Raw genomic sequence first — 23,845 nt, 5'->3', positions numbered from 1 at the left:
GCGCCGAACGGACGATTTACGATGACCGACACCGTTGCCGAAGACCTCAAGCCGAACGCGCCGACCATGGGCGCGAGTTCCGGCCTGCCGCCGGAGGAGATCGACCGGCTGACCGACGACATCATCGCGGCGCTGAAGACCGTCTACGACCCGGAGATCCCGTCCGACATCTACGAGCTCGGCCTGATCTACCGCGTGGATATCGCCGATGACCGGCAGGTGGCGATCGACATGACGCTGACCGCGCCGGGTTGTCCGGTCGCCGGCGAGATGCCGGGCTGGGTCGAGAACGCGGTCGGTGCCGTGCCCGGCGTCTCGGGCGTGACGGTCAACATGACGTTCGATCCGCCCTGGGACCAGTCGCGCATGTCGGACGAGGCGAGGGTCGCGCTCGACATGTGGTGAGCCGGGCCGGACAGGCACCGAGGTCGAGTGAAGGCCGCTGCACAACAGCGGCCTTTTTTCATGAGCGCCGTCGCGATCAGAAGCCGAAGTTGAAGCCGGCCCTGACGATGTCGCCGGCGGTGCGCGTCCGCATGGTCGCATACTGGTCGGGCGCCAAACCGGTAAAGTCCCGCAAGGTCATCCGCTTCTGGCCGAATTCGTAGTGGGTGTAGTCGAGCCGGACCGTCATGCCGGGGGCCATCGCGTATTCGACGCCGCCACCGAGCGCCCAGCCGCTGAGCAGGCCCGAGCGCGAGCCGCTGGCGGCTGAGGTAGTCTGCAGATTGTCGGGCGTGATCGAGCCCTTCTGGTCGACGAGGCCATAGGCGTAGCCGCCGGTGCCATAGATCAGGAAGTCCCCGAGCACGACACCGGCGCGCACCCGCACCGTGCCCAACATCGAGAGCTCGTTGCTGGAGCGGGTGGTGAACTGCGTGCCGGGATTGGCGGAGGTGCCCTTGCTGCCGCCCAGGCGCGTGGCGGAGAGGTCGGCCTCGGCGCCGATCACGACCATGCCGATCTGGTAGTTGAAGCCGAACTGGGCACCACCGACCGCGCCGGCACCATCTGGTGTCAGGCTGCGCGGGACTGCCGAGGGGTTGATCGCCCAGGGCGCGAGCGTCGGCGTCCCGGCCACGGTGGTGGCCGTGGTGTTGGTCGCGTTGGCCGTCGTGGCGGTCGTCGTCGTGGTTGTGGTCGTGGTCGTGGTCGAGCCCAGATCGACGGTCGTCGACGTCGTCGTTGACGTGGTCGTGGTCGTGGTCGTGTTCGTTGTGTTGGTCGTCGTGTTCGTCGGCGTCACGGTTGGGGTGCCAAAGGGGCCATTGACCGTCGTGCGCCCGCTTTGCTGTCCGCCGCCGAGCGAGCCGCCGACATAGAAGCCGGTCCAGCGCGGCTGCGTCGGGAGGATGACGGGAAGGGGCGGCGCATAAACGGCCGGTGCCGACTGGACGGGGCGTGGCTGTCGCGGCGCGCCAAGCCGGCTGGGCGAAGGCGAGCGCGGCGTGTAATCGGCGCGGCGCACGCGCGGCTGCAGGGCCGGGCAGACCGGGCAGGTCTGGGCGACCTGGACACGGTTGCGGCTCGGCGCGCTCGCGGCCAGGCGCAGCGCCTCGTTCTCATGCTGCGAGCCGGGATAGAGGCGGGCGAAGAGCTTGAGGGACTCGGCGTCGCCGGCGAGCACGGTCTCGGCCCAGGCGGTCTCCTCGGTCCGCTGCGCCAGGATGCGATGCAGCCTCAGGGCGCCCTGGTCATCCGGGTTGATGGCGAGGGCGCTGCGATAGATGTCGCGGCGATCCCAGGCGATGGCGGTGCGATAGGCGTCTGCGGGCGACATGGCGCGCAGCGCTGCCGCGGTGGGGCGAGCGGCGAGTGGAACTGCACCAGCGGCAGCAGGAGCGCCTGCCGGCTGCGTTGGAGCGGCACCGGCCGGGCGCTGGAAAAAGCTGACATCGGTGATCAGCGAAGAGGTGTCCCAGGGGATCTGCGTACCGCTGGTGGTGTCGTAGACGGCGAGGCGGATGCGGCGGAACACTTGCTCGATCGGCAGGCCGGGCTCGCGCGCCTCGCGCAGGAAGGCGGTGGTGAACGGGCTGTTGGCACCGGTGCCGTCGGCCGCGGTCGAGCCGGGCGAGGTCGCGAAGGCGACGAAGGTGCCGCTGGTGGAATCGACGCGGGCGAGGCCCGCTTCGCTGCGAATGCCCTCGTTGGCGCCGTCGACCATCTGCAGTGCCAGCCCGCGCGACAATTCGCGCGCGGCGAAGGGGTTGTTGCGGCAGGCGTCGAGGATCGCGATCTTCGATTTCGCGCCGGCGGCGTCGAGCTTGCGCAGGATCTCGGTGAGCGAGAGCGACTGGTTCGGGATGTTCGCCGAGGTTTCGACGCGGACATCGGTCGGCAGGATATAGTTGGCGCCGTCGAGCTGCACGGCATGGCCGGCATAGTAGACGAGAGCGGTCGCGCCGGTGCCGCTTTGCTTCACCTTCTCCACGAAGACGTCGAGCGCGCTGCGCAGGCCGGCGAGCGAAAGATCGGTCGCGGCGGTGACGTCGAAGCCGGCCTCCTGCAGCATCGTGCGGGTCGCGTTGGCGTCGTTGAGGGCGTTCGGCAGCTTGGCGATGTTCTGGTAAGCGCCATTGCCCATGACGAAGGCGAAGCGTCTTTGCTGCGCCATGGCCGGCGACAGGCTGAGCGCGAGGGCGCTTGCGATGGCGGCGAACGCCAACAGGAGGCAGATGGGTAGCCGCAGGCCGGTCCGCATGGCGCCTCCTCGGCGGCCTGGTTTGGAGCCCAGCCGCAGCTGATTCGTCTGTTACGCTTACCCTTAGCGACGCATAGATTAGCGGCGGCGCGGCCATGAAGAGAACAACAAACTGCCGTCTGGCGGCCTTCATCTGGCATGTGTGTGCAAATTGCCACCGATCATCCAGCGCTCATCCGGCCAGGTAGCGCTAGGTCAAGGCTCGCGGACGACGCGGAAACCGTTGGTGTAGAAGCGCACATCGCTCTCGTATTTGAAGCGCGCCGCCGAGCGAAGATAGCGCGGGTCGTTGTTGAAGGAACCGCCGCGCAGCACGCGTTCGCGGCAGCCGGCGGGCGCATAGGCGCTGCCGTCGCGGGGGGCGGCGCGATAGTTCTCGCTCCAGCAGTCGGCGACCCATTCGGCGGCGTTTCCGGCCATGTCGCGCAGGCCGAAGCGGTTCGGCGGGAACTGGCCGACCTCGCTCGCCTGTCGGCGCGGCTGCGCATTGCAGCCGAGGCAGTTGGCCATCTCCTTGTCGACCGAGTTGCCCCAGGGATAGCTGGTCGTCGTGCCTGCCCGGGCGGCGTATTCCCATTCCGCCTCGGTCGGCAGCCGGTATTTGCGCCCGGTCTTGTACGAGAGCCAGACGAGATAGGCGTTGGCGTCGTTCCAGTGGATGTCGGTGACCGGGCGCTTGCCGCGGCCGAGATTGCGATCGCTCGGGCGGTGGCTGCAGCCGCCCTCGGCGACGCAAGCGTCCCATTGCGCGAAGGTGACCTCGTCGGAGCCGATATAGAACGGCCTTGCGATGGTGACGGCATGGACGGGCTTCTCGAACTCGAACATCTCGTTCGAGCCCATCTCGAAGCTGCCGGCCGGGATCAGGGCGAGTTCAGGGCAGTCGTCGCAATCGCGCACGGTCCTGGAAGTGGCGGAGGGTGCCGGAGTCGGAGCCTGGGCAGGGGCCGAAGCGGGTGCCTGCGTGGCCGAAGCCCGCTGGGCTCGGAGCGACTGCTCGCGGGTGCGGGCGAGCCCCGCGAAGCGGCCATTCGGATAGGCCTCGAGATAGGCGCGGTACTCGTCCGGATTCCGGCTGTCCTTGATCGTTTCCCAGAAGGAGAGCTCGTAGGGGCCGAGCTGGTCGGATTGTGGTCCGGGCGGCGGCGGCGCGGTGGTGATGGCTCGGGTGGTGTTGAGGGCGGTGGCGACCGGCCGGCCGGTCGGTGTGACGACCAGCCCGGCCGGCGGCATCGAGGACAGCCAGAGCTGCTGCGAGCGCCGTGTCGCCCGGCTGACGGCCTCGCGCGCGCGGGTCAGGGCCGTCGTCATGTCGAGGCCCGGCGTGCGGATCGCCTTCAGCCACTCCTCGGTCGCCGGATCGGTGCGGCCGGGCGTCTCGGCCACGGTCCTTCCCGGCGCAGCCGGCGCCATGATCGCGATCGTCTCGATCCGTTCGATCGGGGCGAGCCCCTTGCCGCCGCCGAGGCCGGTCTGCCAGGGATTGTCGCGGGCCGCGTCGAGCACGACCAGCGCACTGGCGGGCCGGCTGACGATCAGCGCATCGAGCAGCTGGTCGAGGTCGATGGCGTCGCGCGCGACCTCGGCCGGGCCGCGCGGCGTGGCATCGACCGGGACGAGGAAGTTGCGGCCGCGCGACTGCACCGCGTGCCCGGCATAGAAGACGACGACCTGGGCGCCGCGCGTCAGCTTGCCGCGGAAGGTCGCGATCGCGCCGTCCAGCGCGGGACGGTCGGCGTTCTCGATGCTGACGAGGTCGAACTCGCCCTGGCGCAGCACATCCGCGACGGCGCGGGCATCGGCCGCGGCGTTGGCCAGGGGCGCCGTGCGATAGGCGGCATTGCCGACGACCAGGGCGACACGTGGCGGCTGGCCGTCACTGCCTTGGGCGCGGGCCGGGGCGAGCGGCGCGAGGAGCGTCAGCATGGCGACGGCGAGGCAACGATACCAGGACATGGCGTTCATCCTTCGCTGCGGCCTTCCGCTTGGCGATGCGACAGGGCCGCATCGCTCCTTCATCTGACGTAGACTGTGATCTTCTGGGACATAACCGGCGGCCGGTGCGGCGTGTGGGTGTGATCGCCGAGCAGCAGCTGCAGGGTATGCGTGCCCTTCGGCAGCGTGACCACCACCTCGGTCTGGCCGTTGCCGAGATGGATATGGTTGTAGTCGGCCGGGATCGGCTGATCCGGCGGGCCGGAATCGGTGTCGATCAGCAGGTGGTGATGGCCGGTGCCGGGCTTGTCGACACCAGCGGGGGCGACGCCCATCTCCTTCAGCCCGATCCGCACGGTGAAGCGCTCGGGCACGCGCAGGCCGTCGAGCGGATAGTGGAAATAGACCAGGGCGTTGCGCGGGGCCGGCTGACGCGGGCTGGCGGTCTGGGCGCAGAGCGGCGCGGAGATCGGCGCCAGCGCCGTAAGTAGCAGGAGCAGCCTCGCGGTGGCGCGGCGACGGGGCGGGGAGGGAAGGCGGGCAGCGGCCGTCATCGGCGCGCGCTCCGCTTCGCCGGCGCGCCGACATAGACGGTGATGCGCTCTGACAGGATCGGCGGGTCGTGCGGGACATGCTGATCGTCGCCAAGGATGAGCTGCAGCGTATGCTCACCCGGTGGCAAGGTGATCTTGCGCTCGGTCTGGCCGTTGCCGAGATGAATGTGGTTGAGGTCGGCCGGGATCGCGGCGTCGAGCGGCGGCGTCGGCACGTCGATCAGCAGATGGTGGTGGCCGGTATTGGGCCTGACGACGCCGGCCGGCGCGACTCCCATATTGCGCAGGCCGAAGCGGATGGTCGAGGTCGCGAAAATGCGCGTGCCGTCGCGCGGGTAGATGAAATAGACCGCGGCGTCGTTGGGCGCTGGCGTCCGGCCGGATGCGGTGCGGGCGGGGGGCGCAGTCGTCGGTGCCGGGGTCGCCATCGACGCCGTTGCCGAGCCCTCTTGCACGCGCACCCTGATCTTCTGCGACATCACCGGCGGATCGTGCGGAACGTGCTCATGGTCGGCGAAGAGGAGCTGGAGCGTGTGCTCCCCGGGGGGCAAGGTGAGCTCGGTCTCGGTCTGGCCCCGGCCGAAATGCAGATGGTTGAAATCGCTGGGGATCTCGCGGTCGAGCGGCGGCAGTTCGGTGTCGATCAGGAGGTGGTGGTGGCCGGCATTGTCCTGCTTGGTGCCGGCGGGGACGAGCGCGATGTTCTCCTGGCCGAAGCGGACGAGCGAGCGTGGCGGGATCACGGCGCCGTCCTGCAGGCCGACGAAGAAGACCTTGGCATTGGGCGGCGCCGCCGTGCGCGGCTTCTCCTCCGGGGCGGCCAAGACCTCGACGGTGATCTTCTGCGACATCACCGGCGGATCGTGCGGGACATGGTCGTGGTCGGCGAAGAGGAGCTGGAGCGTGTGGCGGCCGGGCGAGAGCAGGATCTCGGCCTCGCTCTGGCCACCGCCGAAATGCAGATGATTGAAATCGCTCGGGATCGGCTGGCCGAGCGGCGGCAGCTCGGTATCGATCAGCAGATGGTGATGTCCGGTGTTGCGTCGCGCCGTCCCAGCCGGCGCGATCTCCATGCCCGATATGGCGAAGCGGATCGTCGCCTTGCCGGGAATGTGGGCATTGTCCTTGAGGTCGATGAAGGTGAGCTTCGCGCCGGCGGGAGCAAGGCTGCGCGCCCGGGCGCGCTCCTGTGCGAAGCCCGCGGAGACGGAGGCGGCGAAAACGGCCGTAACCCCGACAATGAGCTTAAGTCGAAGCCCCCGCATCGGCGCTCTTCCTCGCGGCGCGTGACCGCCGTAAAGTTAGCAGCGGGCCGGGTGGGGAGCAAGCAAACCGGCTGTCATGACAGGCGGATAAATCTGGATTTTCACGGTCGCTTTCTTTAGGGTGACGCAGGGAATGGTGCCATGATCGTAGCCGTCAGATTTTGTGCACTGATCGCTCTTCTTGCCCAGCTCGTCGCGGTGCCGGCGCTGGCGCAGACGCAGGACCGTCGCGTTGCCCTGGTGATCGGCAACTCCGCCTACAAGAACGCGCCCGCTTTGCCCAATACACCGAACGATGCCCGCGACACGGCCGAGGCGCTGCGCAAGGTCGGCTTCGAGGTGGTCGACGGCATCGATCTCGACAAGCGCGGCATGGATGCCGCCGTCTCGCGTTTCGCGCGGCTCGCCCAGGATGCCGATGCGGTGATGTTCTACTATGCTGGCCACGGCTTCCAGTTCAACGGCGAGAACTTCCTGGTCCCGGTCGAGGCCAAGATCGATGACGAGGTCTCGGTCCAGTACGAGACGGTCAAGCTGAGCGAAGTGACCACGGCGCTCGGCTTCGCCAAGGGCGTCAAGATCATGGTGCTCGATGCCTGCCGCAACAATCCCTTCCTCGCCCAATTGTCGAAGAAGTCGACGACGCGCAGCATGTCGGTCGGCGCCGGCCTCGCGCCGATCGTGAAGGCGCAGGGCATGGTGACCGCCTATGCGACGCAGGCCAACGACGTCGCTGCGGACGGCGCCGGCCGCAACAGCCCGTTCACCGCGGCGCTGGTGCAGGAGATCCAGCAGCCCGGCCTCGAGATCGCGACCATGTTCCGCCGCGTCCAGAAGGCGGTCTATGACTCCACCGGCGGCAAGCAGACGCCGGAGCTGTCGCTCTCGCTGCTCGGCGACTTCTACCTCAATCGCGAGGAGACCGACGCCGACATCTGGAAGCGCTTGCGCAGCAGCGACAACCCGGCCGAGATCAAGGCCTTCATCCAGCGCTTCCCGACCAGCTTCTTCGCTGTCGACGCCAAGACGAGGCTCGACCTGATCGAGCGCCGCGGCCTTGGTTCCGGCGAGCGCGAGAAGCTCGAGCAGGAATTCGCCGCGAGGGAGAAGGCGCTGCTCGACCGTGTCCAGCAAGCTGAGAAGGACCGTTCCAAGGCGGCGACTGACCTCGCCGGCCGCGATGCCGGCAAGACCGCCGACATCGAGCGCGCCGTGCCCAAGCCGGGCGATGTGACGCCGGCGAAGCAGACCGACGCGAACGAGCGCGACCGCCTCGCCAAGGAACTGGCCAAGAAGGAGCAGGAGCTCGCCGCGCTCGAAGCCGAGAAGGCCAAGCTGTCGCAGGAGCGCGAGGAGCGCGAGAAGGCGGTGGCGACGCGGATGAATTCCGGCGGCGTGACCGAGTTGCCGCCCCCGCAAAAGCCGCTGCTGCCGGCGGCGCCAGGTACGCGCCCGCAGCGCCAGGAGCCGCGCGAGGTCCAGCAGCCGCGCGTCGTGCTCGACCGCAAGTCGACCGGCATCCTGACTGGCGGCATCGAGACTGCGCCGGAGCCGCGCAACAACAAGCGTCGCCCGAACAGCGGCGCCGCCACCGACTGCACCGACGCGCTGATGCGGGCCCAGCTCGGCGATGGCGGCAGCGTCCCGAAGAACTGCCGCTGACAAACTGCGAAGCGGCCTTCGCCACCGGCGAAGGCCAGACATCGCCTCGGACAGAATGCAATTGGGGGCTTCGATGCGTCGTTCTCCGCTCGTCCGCATGATCTTGCTGGCGCTGCTGGCCTTGCCGGCTGCGGCCCTGGCCCAGACGCAGCCAGCCCCGAGCCCGGCCCCGGCGGCCGCTCCGACGCCCATTCCGTTTCCGCAGGCGCTTGAGCGGGCTGCCAACGATCTGTTCTCCAAGGCGCAGGTCGAGGGAGAGCGAGTCGCGCTGGTGATCGACCCGTTGATCGATGGCGTCTCCGGCGCGCAATCAAACTCGACACGCTCGATGCAGCAGAGCCTGATCGAACTGGTCGGCCGGTCCTATCCGCGCTTCCAGGTGCAGCCCTTCTCGGCCGAGGCGCTGGCGCGCAATCCGGCGGTGCTGGTCGGGACCTTCACCGCGGTCAACAATGCCGGGGATGCTAAGGGCGCGCGCGATGCCTACCGGATCTGCCTGACACTGCTGGACATGAAATCGAAGCGGGTGGTGTCGAAGGGCGTCGCCCGGGCCAAGCCCGAGGGCGTCGACGTTACGCCTACGACCTATTACCGGGACTCGCCGATGTGGTCGAAGGACCCGGCGACCGAGGTCTATATCAAGACCTGCCAGGGCACGAAGCTCGGCGACGCGATCGATCCGCTCTATGCCGAGCGCCTCAACGTCGCAGCGCTGATCAATGACGGCATCCTCGAATACGAGGCGCGGCATTATCGCGAGGCGCTCGCCTTCTACCGGACGGCACGGGTACTGCCGGGCGGCGACCAGCATCGCGTCCGCATCGGCGCCTATCTCTCTTCCAGCAAGCTTGGGCGCAAGGACGATGCGGTCGAAGCTTTCGGCGACCTCGTCGACAGCGGCCTTTCCGGCAACCAGCTGATGGTCAAGCTGCTGTTCCAGCCCGGCTCGACCCAATTCATCGCCAATCCTGAGATCACCGAGCCTTATCCGATGTGGCTGAGCCAGATCGCGACCCGCGCCAAGCAGAAGGGCGCCTGCCTCGAGGTCGTCGGCCACACCTCGCGCACCGGTCTGCCGCAGGTCAACGAACGCCTCTCGGTGCTGCGGGCGCAATATGTGATGGACCTGCTTCAGGCCGGCGCGCCGGACAGCCGGGGACGCATGATTGCGAGCGGGCGTGGCTACAACGAGAATCTGGTCGGCACCGGCAAGGACGATGCCAGCGACGCGCTCGACCGCCGCGTCGAGTTCAAGGTGATCGGCTGCTGACCGCGCCGCAGAATCCGCAACGATACGAACGGGATAGACGGAATTCCGTGATGAACGACATGGCCATGAAAGACTTCGCGACGAACCCTTATGACGCGGTCGCCTATCCCGGGCACGCCTTCTCGCAGACGCACCCCGCGCATCTGGCGACGATCGCGCATATCCACGGCATGAACCCCGCGCCAACCGCGACGATGCGGGTGCTGGAGCTCGGCTGCGGCAGCGGCGGCAATCTGATCCCGATGGCGCTGCAATGCCCAGGCGCCAAGCTCGTCGGCATCGACCTCAGCGGGCGGGCGATCGCGCGCGCCAAGGCCGAGGCGGCTGAGCTGGGACTGAGCAATCTCAGCTTCGAACAGCGCGACATCATGGCCGTGACGGCAGATCTCGGCCAGTTCGACTACATTCTCGTCCATGGCGTCTATTCCTGGGTGCCGCAGCCGGTGCGCGAGCGGATCATGGCGCTCTTCGGCGAATTGCTGGCCCCGCAGGGCATCGCCTATGTCAGCTACAATGCCCTGCCGGGCTGCCGCCTGCGCGATATCGCCCGCGACGTCATGCTGTTCGAGACGCGCGAGATCGACGATCCCGTCGAGAAGGTCAGGGTGGCGCGAGAGGCGATCAAGCGCTTCGCCGAGGCGACCGATGCCGAGACCTTCCATGGCGCGGCGCTGCGCGAGCGGGCGAAGCAGATCGAGGACATCCCGGACAACGTCCTCTACCATGACGATCTCAACCCCGGGGCACGCGCCTTCGCCCTGCACGAAGTGCTGGCTGCAGCCGAGCCGCATGGGCTGCAATTCCTGGCCGAGACCTCGTTCCCGAACAATTTCGGCGGCGCGCGCGGGCCGGCGCAGCAGGTGCTGAACGCGATCCCGATCTCCGAGCCGCTGCGGCAGGAGCAGGCGCTCGATCTGCTGATCGGCCGCTGCTTCCGCCAGACCCTGCTCTGCCGTACCGGCATCGCGCTGCATCGCGGCCTCGCCGGCTTCAGCTTCGCGCCCTATCATCTCGCCGCCAATGTCCAGGAAGAAGTGGACAAGGTGGACGAGAAGCGGCCGGGGGCAGCGAGCTTCCTGTTCGCCGATGGCGTCCGTCTCGCCGTCGATCTGCCGGCCGGCAAGGCGGCCTTGCGGGCGCTCGGCCGGACCTGGCCGGGCAATATCCGTTATGACGAGCTGGTCGCCCTGGCGCTGCGGGAGGCCGGAGCCGGCTCCGATCGCGAGCGCGAGATCGAACGTCTGAATGAGGCGCTGACCGCGATCTACCGGGCCGGGCTGCTTGAGATCGCCCTGGAGCCGCATCGGCTGGCGACGATGATCAGCGAGCGGCCGGTCGCGAGCCGCCTGGCGCGGCGCCAGGCGCTGGCAAGCCACGAAGTCACCGATCTGCGCCATCGCGCGGTTGCGCTCGACGGCGTGGTGGTGCGCAAATTCGTCAGCCTGCTCGATGGGACGCGCACGCAGACGATGCTGCTCGACGAGCTCAACGCCTTCCTGAGCGAAGCGCATGCGTCGGGCCGAGGCGGTCCGGCCCTGCCGAAACAGGCGACGGAGGCGGAGGTCGACATGCATTTGAAGGATGTCGCGCGGCTGGCTCTGCTGGCAGGCTGAGACGTCGAGGCTTGTCGAGGCCACGCCGGCTGCGTATGGCGAGGCGCGGCAGCAGCGGTAGTGAAGGATGGGGCAGCGCTTCAAGCAGTTTCAGGCCGCATTCCAGGAGGATGCCTGCCTCGAAACCATCATGCGGGCGCAGCGGGGCGGCACGACGCTGGCCTGCTCGGCCTGCGGCAAGACCTCGGCCTTCGCGCCGCGGGTGAAGCTGCGCGCCTATGCCTGCCCGCATTGCAACTTCCTGGTCTCGCCCTGCCAGGGCACGCCGCTGGAGAGCCGGCGCATCTCGCTCCAGCTCTGGTTCTTCGCGCTGAAGGCGCTGACCGAGCAGGGCGCGCGCAGTGCGGCCACGACGCTGGAGCGTGAGGCGGACGTTCCGGCCCAGCAGGCGCGCCGGATGATCGCCGACCTGCAGGAAGCCGCCAGCAAGGGCGGCAAGCCGCCGGATTGGCTGGTGCTGGCGCAGAAGGCCGTGGCCGGCGGCGCCACTGCCACCAATGTCGCCGCCGGCGTGCCCTTCGCGGTCGCGGATGGCGGCTCGCGGCTTCGGCTTGTTTCGTTGGTCGGCGGGGGTGCGCTCGTGCTGGCGATCGCCGGCGGTGTCGCCGTCGCGACGCTGAAGCCCGGTTCCACCGAGGTGACCGGTGGCTTCGAGCCGATCGAGAGCGTCGAGGCGCCATCACTGAGGGCGCCGACCCGGCCGTCGCTGATCCTGTCCTCGGTCGAGGGCGATCTCGAGGCTGCCAGGCAGGCGACGCAGTTCGCGCTGAACGCCGATCCCACGCTCGCGGCGATCAAGGAGCAGGTCGCATCGGAGATGCCGAACCAGCCGGCGCTGCCGATCCCGGTGATGCCGCCGTCGAACATCATCCTGGTGCCGCCGACCTTGCCGGGCAAGCCGGGCGCTCCCGTGGCCGGCCCGCGCAGCCAGCTGCCGCAGGCACCGATCAACTATAGCGGCGATCCCAACCAGATCCTGACCTTCGGGCCGATCAAGATCCGCCGGCATCTGGTCGAGATGATCGTCAGGGCAGGGCGCGTCGTCGGCGCCGACCCGACGCTGCTGATGGCGGTCGCCGACAAGGAATCCTCGTTCGCGACGGAGGTGAAGGCCAAGACCTCCTCGGCGACCGGGCTCTACCAGTTCATCGAGCAGACCTGGTTCGGCGTGATCTTCGAGTTCGGCCGCAAGCACGGTATGGTCGCGGAAGCGGCGCTGATCAGCCGCAACGGTCGGCAGTTCGTCATCGCCGACGCCAATGAGCGCCAGCGCATCCTCGATCTCAGGCGCGAGCCCTATCTCTCGGCGCTGCTGGCGGGAGAGATGCTGAAGCGCGACACGCTCCGGCTGGAGAAGGCGATGGGGCGCCATCTCACCGGCGGCGAGATCTACCTGATCCATTTCCTTGGGCCCGACGCCGCCCAGACCTTCATCGAGACGATGGAGGAGACGCCTGGCGCCAGCGCAGCGGCCCTGCTGCCGAAGCCGGCCGAGGCCAACCGGCCGATCTTCTACGCCCAGGCCGGCGGCGAGACCAAGACGCTCTCGGTCTCCGAGGTGCACAAGAAGTTCGACGAGATGATCAAGGTCAGGCTCGACCGCTACAAGGTCGTGCGCGGCGGGCCGGCGACCGCCCCGGCGCCGGCACGACAGAAATAGGGATGGAAGGCGAATACTGGCCAGGTCCGGCCAAAGTGGTTGCGGCCGCTGCGGATTTGCCGCGGGCGTGGCCATGGCCCATGATCAACCCACCGCAGGGGCGAGGAGACGACGATGGCGAAGAACCGGTTCGAGCAGGTCGATGAGCCGCAGCCCGATGCCATCACGCTGAGCCTCGGCCAGCGCGACGGCAAGACCTTCGCCCGCATTGCCTGTCCGGCGGAGCTGGCGGCGGGCCATCTCGCCAATGACTTCGTCAGCGATGAGCTCGAGCCGGTCGAGGGCTTCCGCTCGGCGGTGCGCCTCGCCAACGAGATCAAGGCGCCGATCGTCGTCGAGGACACCGAAGGTCTCTGGCAGGACGAGTGGGGCGAGCTCTACCGCGAGGATTGATGGCGGGCGAATACCTCACAGAGGTTGCCGCTTGTCGTCATGGTCGGGCTTGTCCCGACCATCCACGTCTTCGGATCACCGATCCCGTTTGGCGTCCAAGACGTGGATGCTCGCCACAAGGGCGAGCACGACGTTGAGGCCTTCATCAGTTCACTCGATCCGGAAATATTTGATTCCGACGCCGACCTTGCCGCCGGCGCGGGCGATGTCCTGGTGCAGGCCGGGAAAGATGTCGCCGGCGGGGGCCGGGTTCGGGCCCGACAGCGACGGCAGCGGCGCCGAGCTCACCAGAGCAAGCACAGTCTGCGGCCTGACCGGAGCCCCTGAAGCCGCCGTCGATTCCAGCTTCAGGTTGAAGCTCGCCTTGCCGCCTTCGCGGCGTGTGTAGTTGGCGAGATTGTAGACCAGCCCGTCATCGCCGATCAGCAGAATGTCGAGATTCTTGTTCGGATCGCTCTCGACCGTGCCGGAGAGCGTCTCGCCGCTCTTCATGGTGAAGGCGCCGATCTGCATGACCGGGCTGCGGTCGATGCCGCGGCCGAGTTGGCGCAGGAAATCCACCATCGGGCATTGGGCGGCGGTGACAGTGCGCAGGCTGATCTGCGCCTCGTAGCCCTGCGCCTTCTTGAAGGCCGCGTCGAAGCTTACGAAGGGTTCGGCCGTGCTGCCGAAGCCTTCGACCGTGGTGCGCTTGTCGGCGATCGTCGTCGGCCACAGGAAGAAGCAGGCGCCGCCGTTGTAATCCGCCACATAGCGGGCCGTCCGCTCGGCGGCGGTGCGCGGCTCGGGCTCTGGCGCCGACGAGGCTGGCGGCGGCGCGGCCGGTGGCGATTTCGGGCCGGTTGTCGCGGCCGGGGTGGTGGGCGGTGGTGTCGGAGCCGGTACCGGGTTCAATTCCGGTGTCGGGGGCGCGGGGGATTGCGAAGACGGGGCCGGTTGCGGCGGCGCAGTGGGAACGGAAGGTGCCGGCGGCTGCAGCGTGGGCGGCTCGTTCTGGCTTGCCGGCTGCGGCGACGGCGTCGGAATTGCCGGTGGTGGCGTCGCGGGCGTCAGCTCCGGCACGGGGGCGCTCGATCCCGCGCTCGGCGAGAGCGCCGGGCGATCGTCGCTCAAGGCGGGCGGCGGGCTGTTCAGCGCCTGCTGGACCGGAGTGCTGCCGCCCAGCAGTTTCCAGGCGAAGAAACCGCCACCAGCAAGGAGCGCGAGTGCCGCGACGCCGGCGACAAGCGCCCAGGGAAAGGCACGCCCGCCGCCTCCAGCGGAGCTCGCGCCGCCTTTCGCCTGCCAGGAGGCGACCTCGGCCATGTCGGCCGGGCGGTCCTTCGGATCGGGCGCCAGCATGCGTGCCAGCAGCGGGCGGATGCGCTTGTCGATCGTCGCAAGATCGGGAACGCGGCGGCGCTTCTCCAGAATCTGCATCTGCGTGCCGCCCATGTCGAGCGGGCGGCCGCCGAGCGCCTCGGCCAGCACCAGGCCGAGGCTGTAGATGTCCGACTTGCCGGTGACCTCGGCGCCGTAGAGGCCGAGCTGCTCGGGCGAGACATAATTGTATTTGCCGGCAAAGCCGGAGCCGATCACCGTCTTCTCGGCCAGCTTCGACTTGGCGATGCCGAAATCGATGATCTTGGCGCGCGTGACCTGGCCGCCGGGCAGGATGATGTTGTCCGGCGAGACGTCGCGATGGGTGATCCCCAGCATATGGGCGGCATGCAGGCCGGACGCGATGCGCCGGCGCAGCAGGTCGACCTCCTCGAAGGGCAGCGGGCCCTGCTTCAACAGGTCGGAGAGCGACTTGCCGTCGACGAACTCCATGGCGAGATAGGTCGCCTGCGTCGCCGGGTCGACGGTGAAGACGTAATAGCGGACGATCGCCTCGTTGTAGAGGTTGTGCAGCGCCGACGCCTCGTTGCGGAACAGGGCGATGACGTTGGCGTCCTGCGCCATATCGGAGCGTACGATCTTGATCGCGACGGCATCGCCGGTCTGGATGGCGCGGCCCTGATAGACCTCGCCCATGCCGCCGGTGGCGATCAGGCGCTCGATCTCGTAGATGCCGTTCAGCCGCACGCCGGGCGCCAGGCCCGTGCGCGGCATGAAGACGGTACGGTCGGAATCGCTCATGACGCATCGCTCCTGCGCTGGCGCATGTTCGGCACCCAGCGCGTCTTTTCAGCTCCGCCGTCGTGATGATAGCGCACCACGATCACGGTGACATTGTCGGTGGCGCCGCGCTCCAGCGTCAACGCAAGCAGGGCATCGCAGGCAGCCTGGGCGCCGCTGGAGACGGCCGCGCGCAGAATCTCCTCGTCGCGGACATGGTCGGTGAGCCCGTCCGAGCAGAGCACGAAGACGTCGCCGCCTTCGAGCTCGCCATGGTCGATGTCGAGCTCGGGCCGGTCATGGACGCCGATGGCGCGGGTGATGACATGGCGCCGCGGCCAGGTCCGCGCCTCCTCGATCGTGAGCAGGCCGCGTTCGATCATGTCCTGCGCCTCGGTATGGTCGCGGGTGACCTGGGTGATCTGCCCGCCGCGGATGAGATAGACGCGGCTGTCGCCGCACCAGACGCAGGCGAAATGGCGGCCATGGGCAAGCAGCACGGCGAGCGTCGCGCCCATGGTGGCGCCGTCATGCTCGCGGATCTTGCGGCGCAGTTCCGTATTGGCCTCGACCACGCTGCGTTCGAGCCGGTCGAGCAATTCGGCGGCGGAGGCGGCCTGGCCGACGGCCGACAGGCTTGCCGCCACGGTCGCGCTCGCCATGGCGCCGTTCTGATGGCCGCCCATGCCGTCGGCGACGGCCCAGAGCCCGTATTCGGGCCGGACCACCAGATTGTCCTCGTTGTGGCTGCGCACGCGCCCGGCATGGCTGACCGCGCCGGTCTCGAAGGAAGAGCCGGTGCGGTGCTCGTTCATGCGGTCGATCCTGCGCCGAGGAAAGCGTCGAAGCGGCCGGTCAGGAGACCGGTGAAGAGATAGGGGCTCGGCAGGCCGTGGCCGACTAAAGCGAGCGGTTCGAAATCGTCGCCGCCGATGGTCCAGAGATAGCTGGCATGGGCATAGGCGCGGGTATGGTCCTCGACGCGCAGCGCCGAGAGCCGGGCCGGGAAGGTGGCGGAATCGAGGGCGCTGACGATGGTGCCGTCGGAGAGGCGCACCATGTCGGCGGGCGGGGCCGCCTTGAGATCGTCATTGGGCAAAGCGAGCCCGCCCAGCGCGTGTGAGACGGCCTCGAAGCTCGCCTCGGGTTCGAGCGCGCGCAGGAGGAAGTCCTCGGCCTGGGCGAACCAGGCATCCTGGGGGTCGAGCTCCGGCGGCGGGATCGCGGCGCCGGGGCCGCCGAGGGCGAAGACGGTCAGCGGGAAATAGCGGCCGATGCCGTCGACGGAGGGCATGAAGGCCCCGGCGACCGTGGTGCCGCAGAAGGCGCTGCCGAACCAGAAGCGCCAGATCGGGGCGTTGAGAAAGGCATCCTGCCAGCCGCCGCCAAGCTCGACCCGGCTGGCGGTGAGGCCGCCCTGGAGCCAGCGCTCATAGGCCGACAGGAAGGCCGTCGGCGCATTCAGCGCGATGAAATCCCGCTTGCCCGGAAGCTTCCCGAACAATCCACACGCCATCTCAAATCCCCGCCGGACAACGGATTTCACGCAGCGCCGGCAGCACCAGCGGGTTCTTCAGCGAGCCGACACCGAACTGGTAGCCGATCTGACGGCCGCCGGCGGCAAGGGTGAAGACGACGTTGTCGCCCTGGCGCAGCACCGAGCCGGCATCGAGCAGGCGGAAGAACGACCAGACGCCGGTGCGGTCGAACATCTTCACCTCGGTCGGCGCCGCAGGCGTCGGGCTGTTGGAGAAGAAGCCGCCACCGAAGATGCCGCCGGCATTGTTGTTGGCGGCAGCGGCGCCGCCGATCGTCAGCGTGATCGAGGTCTTGGCGAGGCCGCCGCCAGGCCACATCACCGGCGTCGGCGTGTTGACGCCCTGCTGGCTCGCCACCGTGAAGCCGTTGATCTCGAGCTTGGCGCCGGAGGCGTCGGAGGAGAGGGTGGTCGGCACCACCACCATCTGGAAGTTCGGCAGGTTGCCGCCGGTTGGGAAGAAGGCTTCGCGGATGTCGCTGGCGCGCTGGAACTCGCGCAAGGTCGTCGGCGAGAGGGCGCGGGCGACGCGGCTGTCCTGGCGCCAGCTCCAGTTCTGGCCGGACTTGTCGATATAGGGGTCGAGCCGCTCCTTCATGAACTTGTCCATCGCACCGGTGCCCGGCGCGAAGAGCTGGGCGAAGTCGGCAAGGCCGATCTCGCTCGTGCTGCCCTTGGCGAAGGGATAGCGATTGGCGAGCAGGCTGGAGCAGCGGCCGGTGACCTCGCTGGCCAGCGCTTGGCGCAGCAGCGAGACGGTCGCGCCGGTGGCGTCGCCCTCGAAATCGTTGACGGCAGCAACGATCATCGCGTCGAACGGCGCCGGGTAGCGCGAGGAGTTGCCGCGCAGCGAGGCGATCAGCGGCACCAGCGCGGCGTTGGCCGCCGCCGCCTGTGCCGGCGTGGTCGCGGCCATCGCGAGGTTCTGGTTGATCTCGGCGAAGATCTGCAGCGCCTGGTCGACCGGCCGCTTACCGCCATCGCCCTCGACGAGGACATGGAAAGCCTTGAACTGCGCCTCGATATTGGCGCCGAGCGCCTCGCCGCCGCCACCGCCGGCAATGACGCGATCGACGCCGGGCGCGCTGAGCGGCAAGCTGGTGCCGAGGCGGCTGAGCGAGTAGTTGGCGCGCTCCTCCAGCGTCTTCGCAGCCTTGTCGGCGACTTGCCCGGCCATCTTCTCGGCCGCCTGCGCTGCCGCAGGCCGCTTTGCCGCCCGCTCCTTGGTGAGCTGCGTCTCGTCGCGGATCGATTCGAGCAATTGCTTGAAGGGCGAGGTCGGCGCCGAGATGGCCGAGAGCGCGATGTATTTCGGCTTGTCGGCATTGAGCGGCCGCAGCTTCAGCCGGCGCAAGGCCTTCTGCCAGGAGGCGGTGAAGTCGCGGGCATAGAGCTTGAGCAGGTCCTGGAACAGGCTGGCATATTGCGAGGTGATCGCCGCCTGGTCGGCATTGTCGCCGAGGACCCAGCGCTCCTTCTCGATGCGCTCGCCGATATCGCCGAGCCGGTCGACGAAGGCGCCCTGGAAGCCGTCATAGGTGTAGAAATACGGTACCCGGATCGAATCCAGATCCTCGCCGGAAACACCCTCGAAGACCAGCCGGGCATCGGAGCCGCCACGGATCGCCGCGACCCAGTCACGGGCGGCGTTGCGCCCTTGCGTGCGCAGCAACTCGTAGGCGCGCTCGGCGATGCTGAGCCGGCGCAGAGTGCGCTGGCTGCTCTCGATCAATGGCTGGTTGAGCTTGACCACCGGTTCGCTGCCGTCGTCGAGGTCGAGCAGCGCGACCAGATGCTCCTCCAGCGCCTCGCGACCCTTGGCGTTGGCGGCACCGGGGAAGAGGTTCTCGGCCCAGTCCTGCCGCATCCAGGCGAGGACGAGGTCGCGGTCGAGCGGGGCGCGGCCGCCGACCATCAGATAGACCTTGAGCGCTTCGTAGATGAAGCCGGGATTGTTGACGTTGGCTTCGAGCTGCTCCTCCAGGCGGAAGATGACGCGCGAGCGCAGCAGCCGCTCCAGCGCCTGATGATAGCTCTCCTGCGTCGCCGATTGCAGGCGCTCGCGCTGGCTGAGGCCGAAGGTGGCGGCGACCGGCGTCGGCTCGTCCTTGTCGGCGTAGCCGGCCGGCATGTGGCGAAGCTTGTGGAGCAGCGGCAGGACGCGGCTGAAATTGCGGTCGGAGAGGGTGGTCTCCTGTAGCACCGGGGCGGCGCTGGAGCGGTAGTCGGCGAGGCCGTAATTGGTCTGGTTGATCAGGTCGCTGTTGCGGGCATAGCTCGTCCACCACATGCCGCCGAGCGCCAGCGAGACCAGCGCGATCGCGCTGAAGCCGGCGATGCGCAGCAGGGTGGAGCGGCGGGCGGCGCGCAGGTCGGTCGAGACCCAGCCGGATTCGCCAATGATCACCTTCTGGATCAGATCGGTCAGGAAGAAGCTCTTGCCGCGGCCGGAATAGGAGCCGGAATCGGCGTGATCGCTGCCGAAATTGCGCGAGAGCGCGCCGATCAGCTGGTCGATCGGCGTGCCTTCCTGGGTGCCGGAGGTGAAGTAGAAGCCGCGCAAGGTCGCGCTCGATTGATAGCGCGTCGGCTCGAAGACGCGGCCGAGGAAGTCGATGATAACAGGCTTCAACGTCGCCATCTGGCTCGGCAGGCCGAAGAGCTTGGCACGCGAGGTCGGGTTGTGCTCGTCCTGCAGGCGGTCGGAGAGCCGCTCGTTCAGCCGTTCGATCAGCGCGTCGAACTCCGGCGGCACGTCGCCGATCATGTTGCGGGTCTTGTCGACGGTCTGGAAGGTGTGGCCCCAGACCATGCGCCGCTGCGGCTCCGAGAGCGCGGCGAAGAACTCGTTGAAGCCGGCGATCAGGTCGGCTTTGGTGAAGACCGCATAAACCGGGAAATCGACCTTGAGGCGCTCGTTGAGCTCGAGCAGGCGGGCGCGGATCGCATCGGCATGGGCAATGATCTCCTCCTGCGAGGAGGTCAGCAGGTCCTCGATGCTGATCGCGACGATGACGCCGTTGATCGGCTGGCGCGGACGGTTGGCCTTGAGCAGATCGAGGAAGCCAAGCCAGCTCGTGCGCTCGGCCCGCGTATCGGTATCCTGCGTGGTGTAGCGGCCGGCGGTGTCGATCAGTACCGCGTCCTCGGCGAACCACCAGTCGCAATAGCGCGTGCCGCCGGCGCCGGCGACCGCGGCCGGCGTCTGGCCGCCGCGGGCGAGCGGGAATTTCAGCCCGGAATTGATCAGCGCCGTGGTCTTGCCGGCGCCGGGCGGGCCGATGATGACGTACCAGGGCAGGTCGTAGAGATAATCGCCGCCATCCTTGCCGCGGGTGCGCCGGAGCGTCGCGAGCGCATCGCGCATGGCGGCGGAGAGGGCAGCTCCGTCACCGGTCTGGCTTTCCTCCTTCGCCATCGCTTCCGAGAGCGCGGCGACGGCCTTGCGCCGCTTGATCACGATCCAGGCGATCCAGCCGAGCGCGCCCAGCATCAGGGTGAGCGCGATCGGCAGCCTGACCCAGAACGACTCGAACGGGCGCACCTCGCCGAAGGCGACGAAGGGGCCGCCGAACCAGATCAGCAGCGTCAGCGCCAGCGCGCCGACGAAGATGGCTGCGATCCTGAGCCACGTCGCAAGATTCATCGTCTACCCGTCTCCTGCATCGTCGTCCGTCCTAGCCGTTGCGCTGGATCAGGATCTCGACGCGTCGGTTCTTCGCCTTGCCGGCCGCGGTTGCGTTGGTGTCGATCGGCACGTCGGAGCCCTTGCCGTCGGTGCTGATGCGATCCGGCTGTTTCAGTCTGGTCTTGAGGAGAGCGCCGACCGCCGCGGAGCGCGCCTTCGACAATTCGAGATTGTTGGGGAAGCGGGCGGATCGGATCGGGTCGGAGTCGGAGTGGCCGACGACCTTGATCGTGCCGCCTTCCTCGTTGAGCACGGTCGAGATCCGCTCGATCAGTGGCCTGAACTCATCGCGCACCACCGCCTGGCCGGGATCGAACAGGGTGATGCCCATCAGGCGCACGATGATCAGGTTCGGCGTCACCTCGCAGGTGATCGGCGGCTGCACCGTGCCGCAGACCTTGGGCTGCTGCGCCGGCGGGGGCTGCGGCAGCGGCGGAGGCGGCCGGGCTGCGACCCTGCGGATGATCTCGATGTCGCCCTTGGGATGCACCGCGAGCAAGGCGCTGGCCGAAGCCTCGGCATTGCCGCCGAGCAGGGCGCGGAAGATGAAATACAGGCCGAGCACAGCGACCGCGGCGACGGCCGCGACCGACCAGACCGGAATCTTGAAGCCGGCGAGCCGGGCGGTCAGGGCCTGGCCCTGCCAGCGCGGCGACAGTTCCGGATCGGGCTGCTTCACCCGCCGCAGCGTCTCGAACAGATTGCGCTGGATCATCTGCAGGTTGGCGGAGCCGCCGGCCGAGGTGCGGTGCACGCCCTCGAAGCCGAGCGTCAGGCAGACATGCATCAGCTCGAGCAGGTCGTAATTGACGCTCGGATCACGCTTGGCGCGCTCGAGCTCCTCGAAGAAGCGCACGCCACCGGTCCGCTCGCCGAAGAAGCGCGAGAGCATGCTGTACTGCGTCCAGACATGGCGCTCCTCGCCCGGGATGTTCTGGACGATGTCGTCGGCGAAGGCGCAGATGATGTATTTGGCGGTGCGCGTCTGCTCGGCGGTGAAGCCGGCTGCCCGGACCTCGTGGTCGAAGGCCTCGATCGTCTCGCCGACCTGGCCGATCATCTGCGTCGCCGGTGCTCGGGAGAGATTGGCGCGCAGGCGCCCGAGCAGGAGCAGGAGCGGGCCGGCGGCCTTCAGCAGCGGATTGGTGTTCGGCGTGAGCATCTGCTCGCGCTTGGGCAGGGCCTGCGGCACATAGCCCTGCGGCTGGGGGGGCGGCGCGCTCGGCCGCGGCTGCGGCTGCGACATCCACTCCTCGCCGCCGGGCACGCCCGGCGAGGGCGCGGCACTGGGATATTGCGGCGCGCCCGACGGGGCATAGGGCGAGGGCTGCGGGGGATAGCCGGCAGGCGGAGGCGGGTAGGGCGCGTTCGGCGGTGGGTAAGGCTGGCCCTGGGGCGGATAGGGTTGCCCTTGCGGCGGGTAGCTCGGGGCGGCATCCGCCGGGCGCGAGGGCGACGGCACGCGCCGTCCAGCCGGATTCGGCCGGATGAAGGTCCGGTCCGAGCGGCCGAACGGATCGGAGCCGTCATTGCTCATCGCCTGCCCTCGAGCACGGCCCAGAGCTCCATTTCGAGATCGGGCCAGTCACCGGAGAAATGCATGCCGATCGAGCTCGCCGTGCTGAACTCCGGCCAGAGCGGCGAGGTGCGGTCGAGATAGAAATAGACGTGGTCGGTCAGCGCCCGGATCTGGGGCGGCGGCGTCGGCAGGTGGACGAGATTGATGCCCGGCAGATGGGCATGGACGATCTCGTTCATCTTGGTGTTCGGACCAACCTTGAACAGATGCGGGAACTGCGACTGGATCTCGGTCAGCGGCCGGCGCGCCGCGACTTCCAGGATCAGCGTCGCATTGCGCATCAGGGCGCGGTCGCGGATCGTCGACATGAAGGCGTTCTGCGCCCGCTCGACGATCTCCAGCCGGATGGCGCGGCGGCCGAGCTGGGCCGAGAGGAAGTCCTGGATGTCGCGCACCACCGGGGTGAAGCAGCCTTCCAGGTCGTCATGATCATAGGCCGGATAGTCGCGGGCGCGGCGCTCGGCGGTGGTGAAGGTCGCAAGCTCCCCCGCGATGGCGAGCAGGGTGATGAACAGGCGCTCGGGATGGACGAAACGCGAGCCGCGCATGTGCTTGAGAACCGGGATGTGCCGGTTGAGCAATTGCAGGATGAAATAGTCGGCGCTCTGCAGGCCGCCGCCGGCGGTCGGGTCGGCGGCGTAGCGGGCGAGCTCCTCCAGCTTGTTGTCGATCCAGCCGATGACGCGGTCCATCCAGCCGTCGACCACCGGGTGGGCCGAGCAGAGCAGCACGGGCGGGGCGAACTTCTCGTCGAACAGGATCGCGCGGTCGCGCACTTCGAGGATACGGCCGAGCGCCAGGCCGACATAGCCCGGCTTGCCGGTCTTGCGCAGCTCCAGGCCGAAGCGCGGATGGGCGATGTCGATCTCCTCGTCGACGCGCAGCGAGGCGGTCGAGTCGATCAGCATCTCGGTGGCCGGATAGAAGCGGCTGGCCGAGCCGTTCAGGCTGTCCTCGACCTCGCGGGTATTGGAGGCGGCGAGCGGCAGAGACAGCCAGGCGATCTGGCCGGCGGCGTTCTCCGGCACCTCGATGGCGGGCGGCAAGGGCGAGTTGTCCGGCATGGCGAACGGCGTGCCGTCCGGCATCACGCCGACGGCGCGTCGGAGCCCGATGCGGCTCTGCTGCGCCAGGTCGCGGTCGATCTCGAGCACCGAGAACCCCCACGGATAAGGCGTGACGTGCCGGACGCGGTTCTCCAGCAGATTCTCGAGATAGCGATCGTTCTGCTGCAGGTGATGCGGCCGCAGGAACAAGCCTTCGGACCAGACGACCTTACTGTACCACGACATCCGGTTCTCGCTATCTCAAGGCCTATCCAAGACACTATACGGCTCGTTCCCGAGCGTCACCATTGCAATGTCATCGCTGCCTCGACCATTGGCGGTTTCAGGACGGATTTCGCCGGGGCGCTGCGAAATGATCGCAAGTGCGCGCAGATGGATGTAGCGTGAGAGGCAGCCGACCGACCGTCACCTATCGGGGCAGCAGGATGAACCAGGATCAAGCGCCAGACTACGATCGCAGCGGGCGGTTCCCGATCGACGAGGATGGCTGGCAAGTCATCAATCTCGATCGTGACCTCTACCCCGGCGGGCCCTGGGCGTTCCGCGTCCTCGCGCCCGGATTTCCGGTGTTCCACGGCGGCTACCGTTATGCCGGCGAGCGCGATGCCCAGGGGCGCAGGCGGGTGGTGATGTCGCATCTGGGAGGCAGGCTGGCAGCATCCGAATACGGGCGCGTGATCTTCACCGCTGCGATGCTCAGACGCATCGAGGACCATCTGCGCGCCTATGCCATGCTCCATGCCGGCCAATTGTTCGGAAAGCCGATCCTCGGTGTCGACTTCGTCGCCGAAGACCGGCGGGTCGAGATCTTCTGAGGT

17 protein-coding genes are annotated in these 23,845 nt (G+C 68.2%); 7 read left to right on the top strand and 10 right to left on the bottom strand.

Features of this window, described 5'->3' with window-relative positions:
• Positions 1 to 66 precede the first annotated feature (66 nt).
• Positions 67 to 405 carry an SUF system Fe-S cluster assembly protein gene (locus tag AC3WLC_RS17345; protein WP_493685402.1) on the top strand — a complete coding sequence of 113 codons (339 nt, stop codon included), beginning with the start codon at positions 67 to 69 and terminating at the stop codon, positions 403 to 405.
• 76 nt (positions 406 to 481) lie between these two features.
• Here the strand turns inward: AC3WLC_RS17345 and AC3WLC_RS17340 are convergent, their stop codons facing one another.
• From AC3WLC_RS17340 to AC3WLC_RS17325, 4 genes are all read right to left on the bottom strand, one after another.
• The gene (locus AC3WLC_RS17340; protein WP_493685144.1) at positions 482 to 2,704 is read right to left on the bottom strand and encodes a caspase family protein; all 2,223 of its coding nucleotides are present in this window, start codon (positions 2,702 to 2,704) and stop codon (positions 482 to 484) included.
• Positions 2,705 to 2,899: 195 nt separating this feature from the next.
• Entirely contained in the window at positions 2,900 to 4,660 is a 1,761-nt protein-coding gene (locus tag AC3WLC_RS17335; protein ID WP_493685143.1) for an SUMF1/EgtB/PvdO family nonheme iron enzyme, read from the bottom strand.
• A gap of 59 nt (positions 4,661 to 4,719) precedes the next feature.
• A complete protein-coding gene (locus AC3WLC_RS17330; RefSeq protein ID WP_493685142.1) occupies positions 4,720 to 5,193 on the bottom strand; it encodes a DUF4399 domain-containing protein in 474 nt (157 codons plus the stop codon).
• Positions 5,190 to 6,458, bottom strand: coding sequence for a DUF4399 domain-containing protein (locus tag AC3WLC_RS17325; RefSeq protein ID WP_493685141.1), 1,269 nt, complete (start codon positions 6,456 to 6,458; stop codon positions 5,190 to 5,192). Before AC3WLC_RS17325 ends, AC3WLC_RS17330 begins: the two co-directional genes overlap by 4 nt.
• A 141-nt stretch (positions 6,459 to 6,599) precedes the next feature.
• On the opposite strand from AC3WLC_RS17325, the gene AC3WLC_RS17320 reads away from it, so the two are divergent.
• From AC3WLC_RS17320 to AC3WLC_RS17300, 5 genes are all read left to right on the top strand, one after another.
• On the top strand, positions 6,600 to 8,120 hold the full coding sequence (locus AC3WLC_RS17320; RefSeq protein WP_493685140.1) for a caspase family protein: 1,521 nt from the start codon (positions 6,600 to 6,602) through the stop codon (positions 8,118 to 8,120).
• A gap of 73 nt (positions 8,121 to 8,193) precedes the next feature.
• Positions 8,194 to 9,390 (top strand): OmpA family protein, encoded by a 1,197-nt coding sequence (locus AC3WLC_RS17315; protein WP_493685139.1) that lies wholly within the window; start codon positions 8,194 to 8,196, stop codon positions 9,388 to 9,390.
• Positions 9,384 to 11,003 carry a methyltransferase regulatory domain-containing protein gene (locus AC3WLC_RS17310; RefSeq protein ID WP_493685401.1) on the top strand — a complete coding sequence of 540 codons (1,620 nt, stop codon included), beginning with the start codon at positions 9,384 to 9,386 and terminating at the stop codon, positions 11,001 to 11,003. Before AC3WLC_RS17315 ends, AC3WLC_RS17310 begins: the two co-directional genes overlap by 7 nt.
• A gap of 130 nt (positions 11,004 to 11,133) precedes the next feature.
• On the top strand, positions 11,134 to 12,663 hold the full coding sequence (locus tag AC3WLC_RS17305; RefSeq protein ID WP_493685138.1) for a transglycosylase SLT domain-containing protein: 1,530 nt from the start codon (positions 11,134 to 11,136) through the stop codon (positions 12,661 to 12,663).
• Between the two features lie 114 nt (positions 12,664 to 12,777).
• Positions 12,778 to 13,056, top strand: a complete 279-nt coding sequence (locus AC3WLC_RS17300; RefSeq protein WP_346362771.1) for a hypothetical protein — start codon at positions 12,778 to 12,780, stop codon at positions 13,054 to 13,056.
• A 150-nt stretch (positions 13,057 to 13,206) separates the two neighbouring features.
• On the opposite strand, the gene AC3WLC_RS17295 is transcribed toward AC3WLC_RS17300, so the two are convergent.
• The 6 genes from AC3WLC_RS17295 to tssK are packed head-to-tail and all read right to left on the bottom strand — an operon-like array spanning position 13,207 to position 23,252.
• Positions 13,207 to 15,177: a serine/threonine-protein kinase gene (locus tag AC3WLC_RS17295; protein WP_493685137.1), complete on the bottom strand. Its 1,971-nt coding sequence runs from the start codon at positions 15,175 to 15,177 to the stop codon at positions 13,207 to 13,209.
• Positions 15,174 to 15,971 (bottom strand): PP2C family protein-serine/threonine phosphatase, encoded by a 798-nt coding sequence (locus AC3WLC_RS17290; protein WP_493685136.1) that lies wholly within the window; start codon positions 15,969 to 15,971, stop codon positions 15,174 to 15,176. The genes AC3WLC_RS17295 and AC3WLC_RS17290 overlap by 4 nt, the downstream gene beginning before the upstream one ends.
• Positions 15,968 to 16,660, bottom strand: coding sequence for a type VI secretion system-associated protein TagF (tagF, locus tag AC3WLC_RS17285; RefSeq protein ID WP_493685135.1), 693 nt, complete (start codon positions 16,658 to 16,660; stop codon positions 15,968 to 15,970). Before tagF ends, AC3WLC_RS17290 begins: the two co-directional genes overlap by 4 nt.
• A 13-nt stretch (positions 16,661 to 16,673) precedes the next feature.
• Positions 16,674 to 20,339: a type VI secretion system membrane subunit TssM gene (gene tssM, locus AC3WLC_RS17280; protein ID WP_493685134.1), complete on the bottom strand. Its 3,666-nt coding sequence runs from the start codon at positions 20,337 to 20,339 to the stop codon at positions 16,674 to 16,676.
• Positions 20,340 to 20,370: 31 nt separating this feature from the next.
• Complete coding sequence (gene icmH, locus AC3WLC_RS17275) at positions 20,371 to 21,918, bottom strand: type IVB secretion system protein IcmH/DotU (RefSeq protein ID WP_493685133.1); 1,548 nt, start codon at positions 21,916 to 21,918, stop codon at positions 20,371 to 20,373.
• Entirely contained in the window at positions 21,915 to 23,252 is a 1,338-nt protein-coding gene (gene tssK, locus AC3WLC_RS17270) for a type VI secretion system baseplate subunit TssK (RefSeq protein ID WP_493685132.1), read from the bottom strand. Before tssK ends, icmH begins: the two co-directional genes overlap by 4 nt.
• A 200-nt stretch (positions 23,253 to 23,452) precedes the next feature.
• Between tssK and AC3WLC_RS17265 the strand changes: the two genes are divergently transcribed.
• Positions 23,453 to 23,842, top strand: a complete 390-nt coding sequence (locus tag AC3WLC_RS17265) for a hypothetical protein (RefSeq protein ID WP_493685131.1) — start codon at positions 23,453 to 23,455, stop codon at positions 23,840 to 23,842.
• Positions 23,843 to 23,845: the final 3 nt, after the last annotated feature.

This window comes from Allobosea sp. GW821-FHT03A12 (assembly GCF_058986765.1).
The sequence above is the reverse complement of the archived record's forward strand: the minus strand, read 5'-3'. Positions and strand labels throughout refer to the sequence as shown.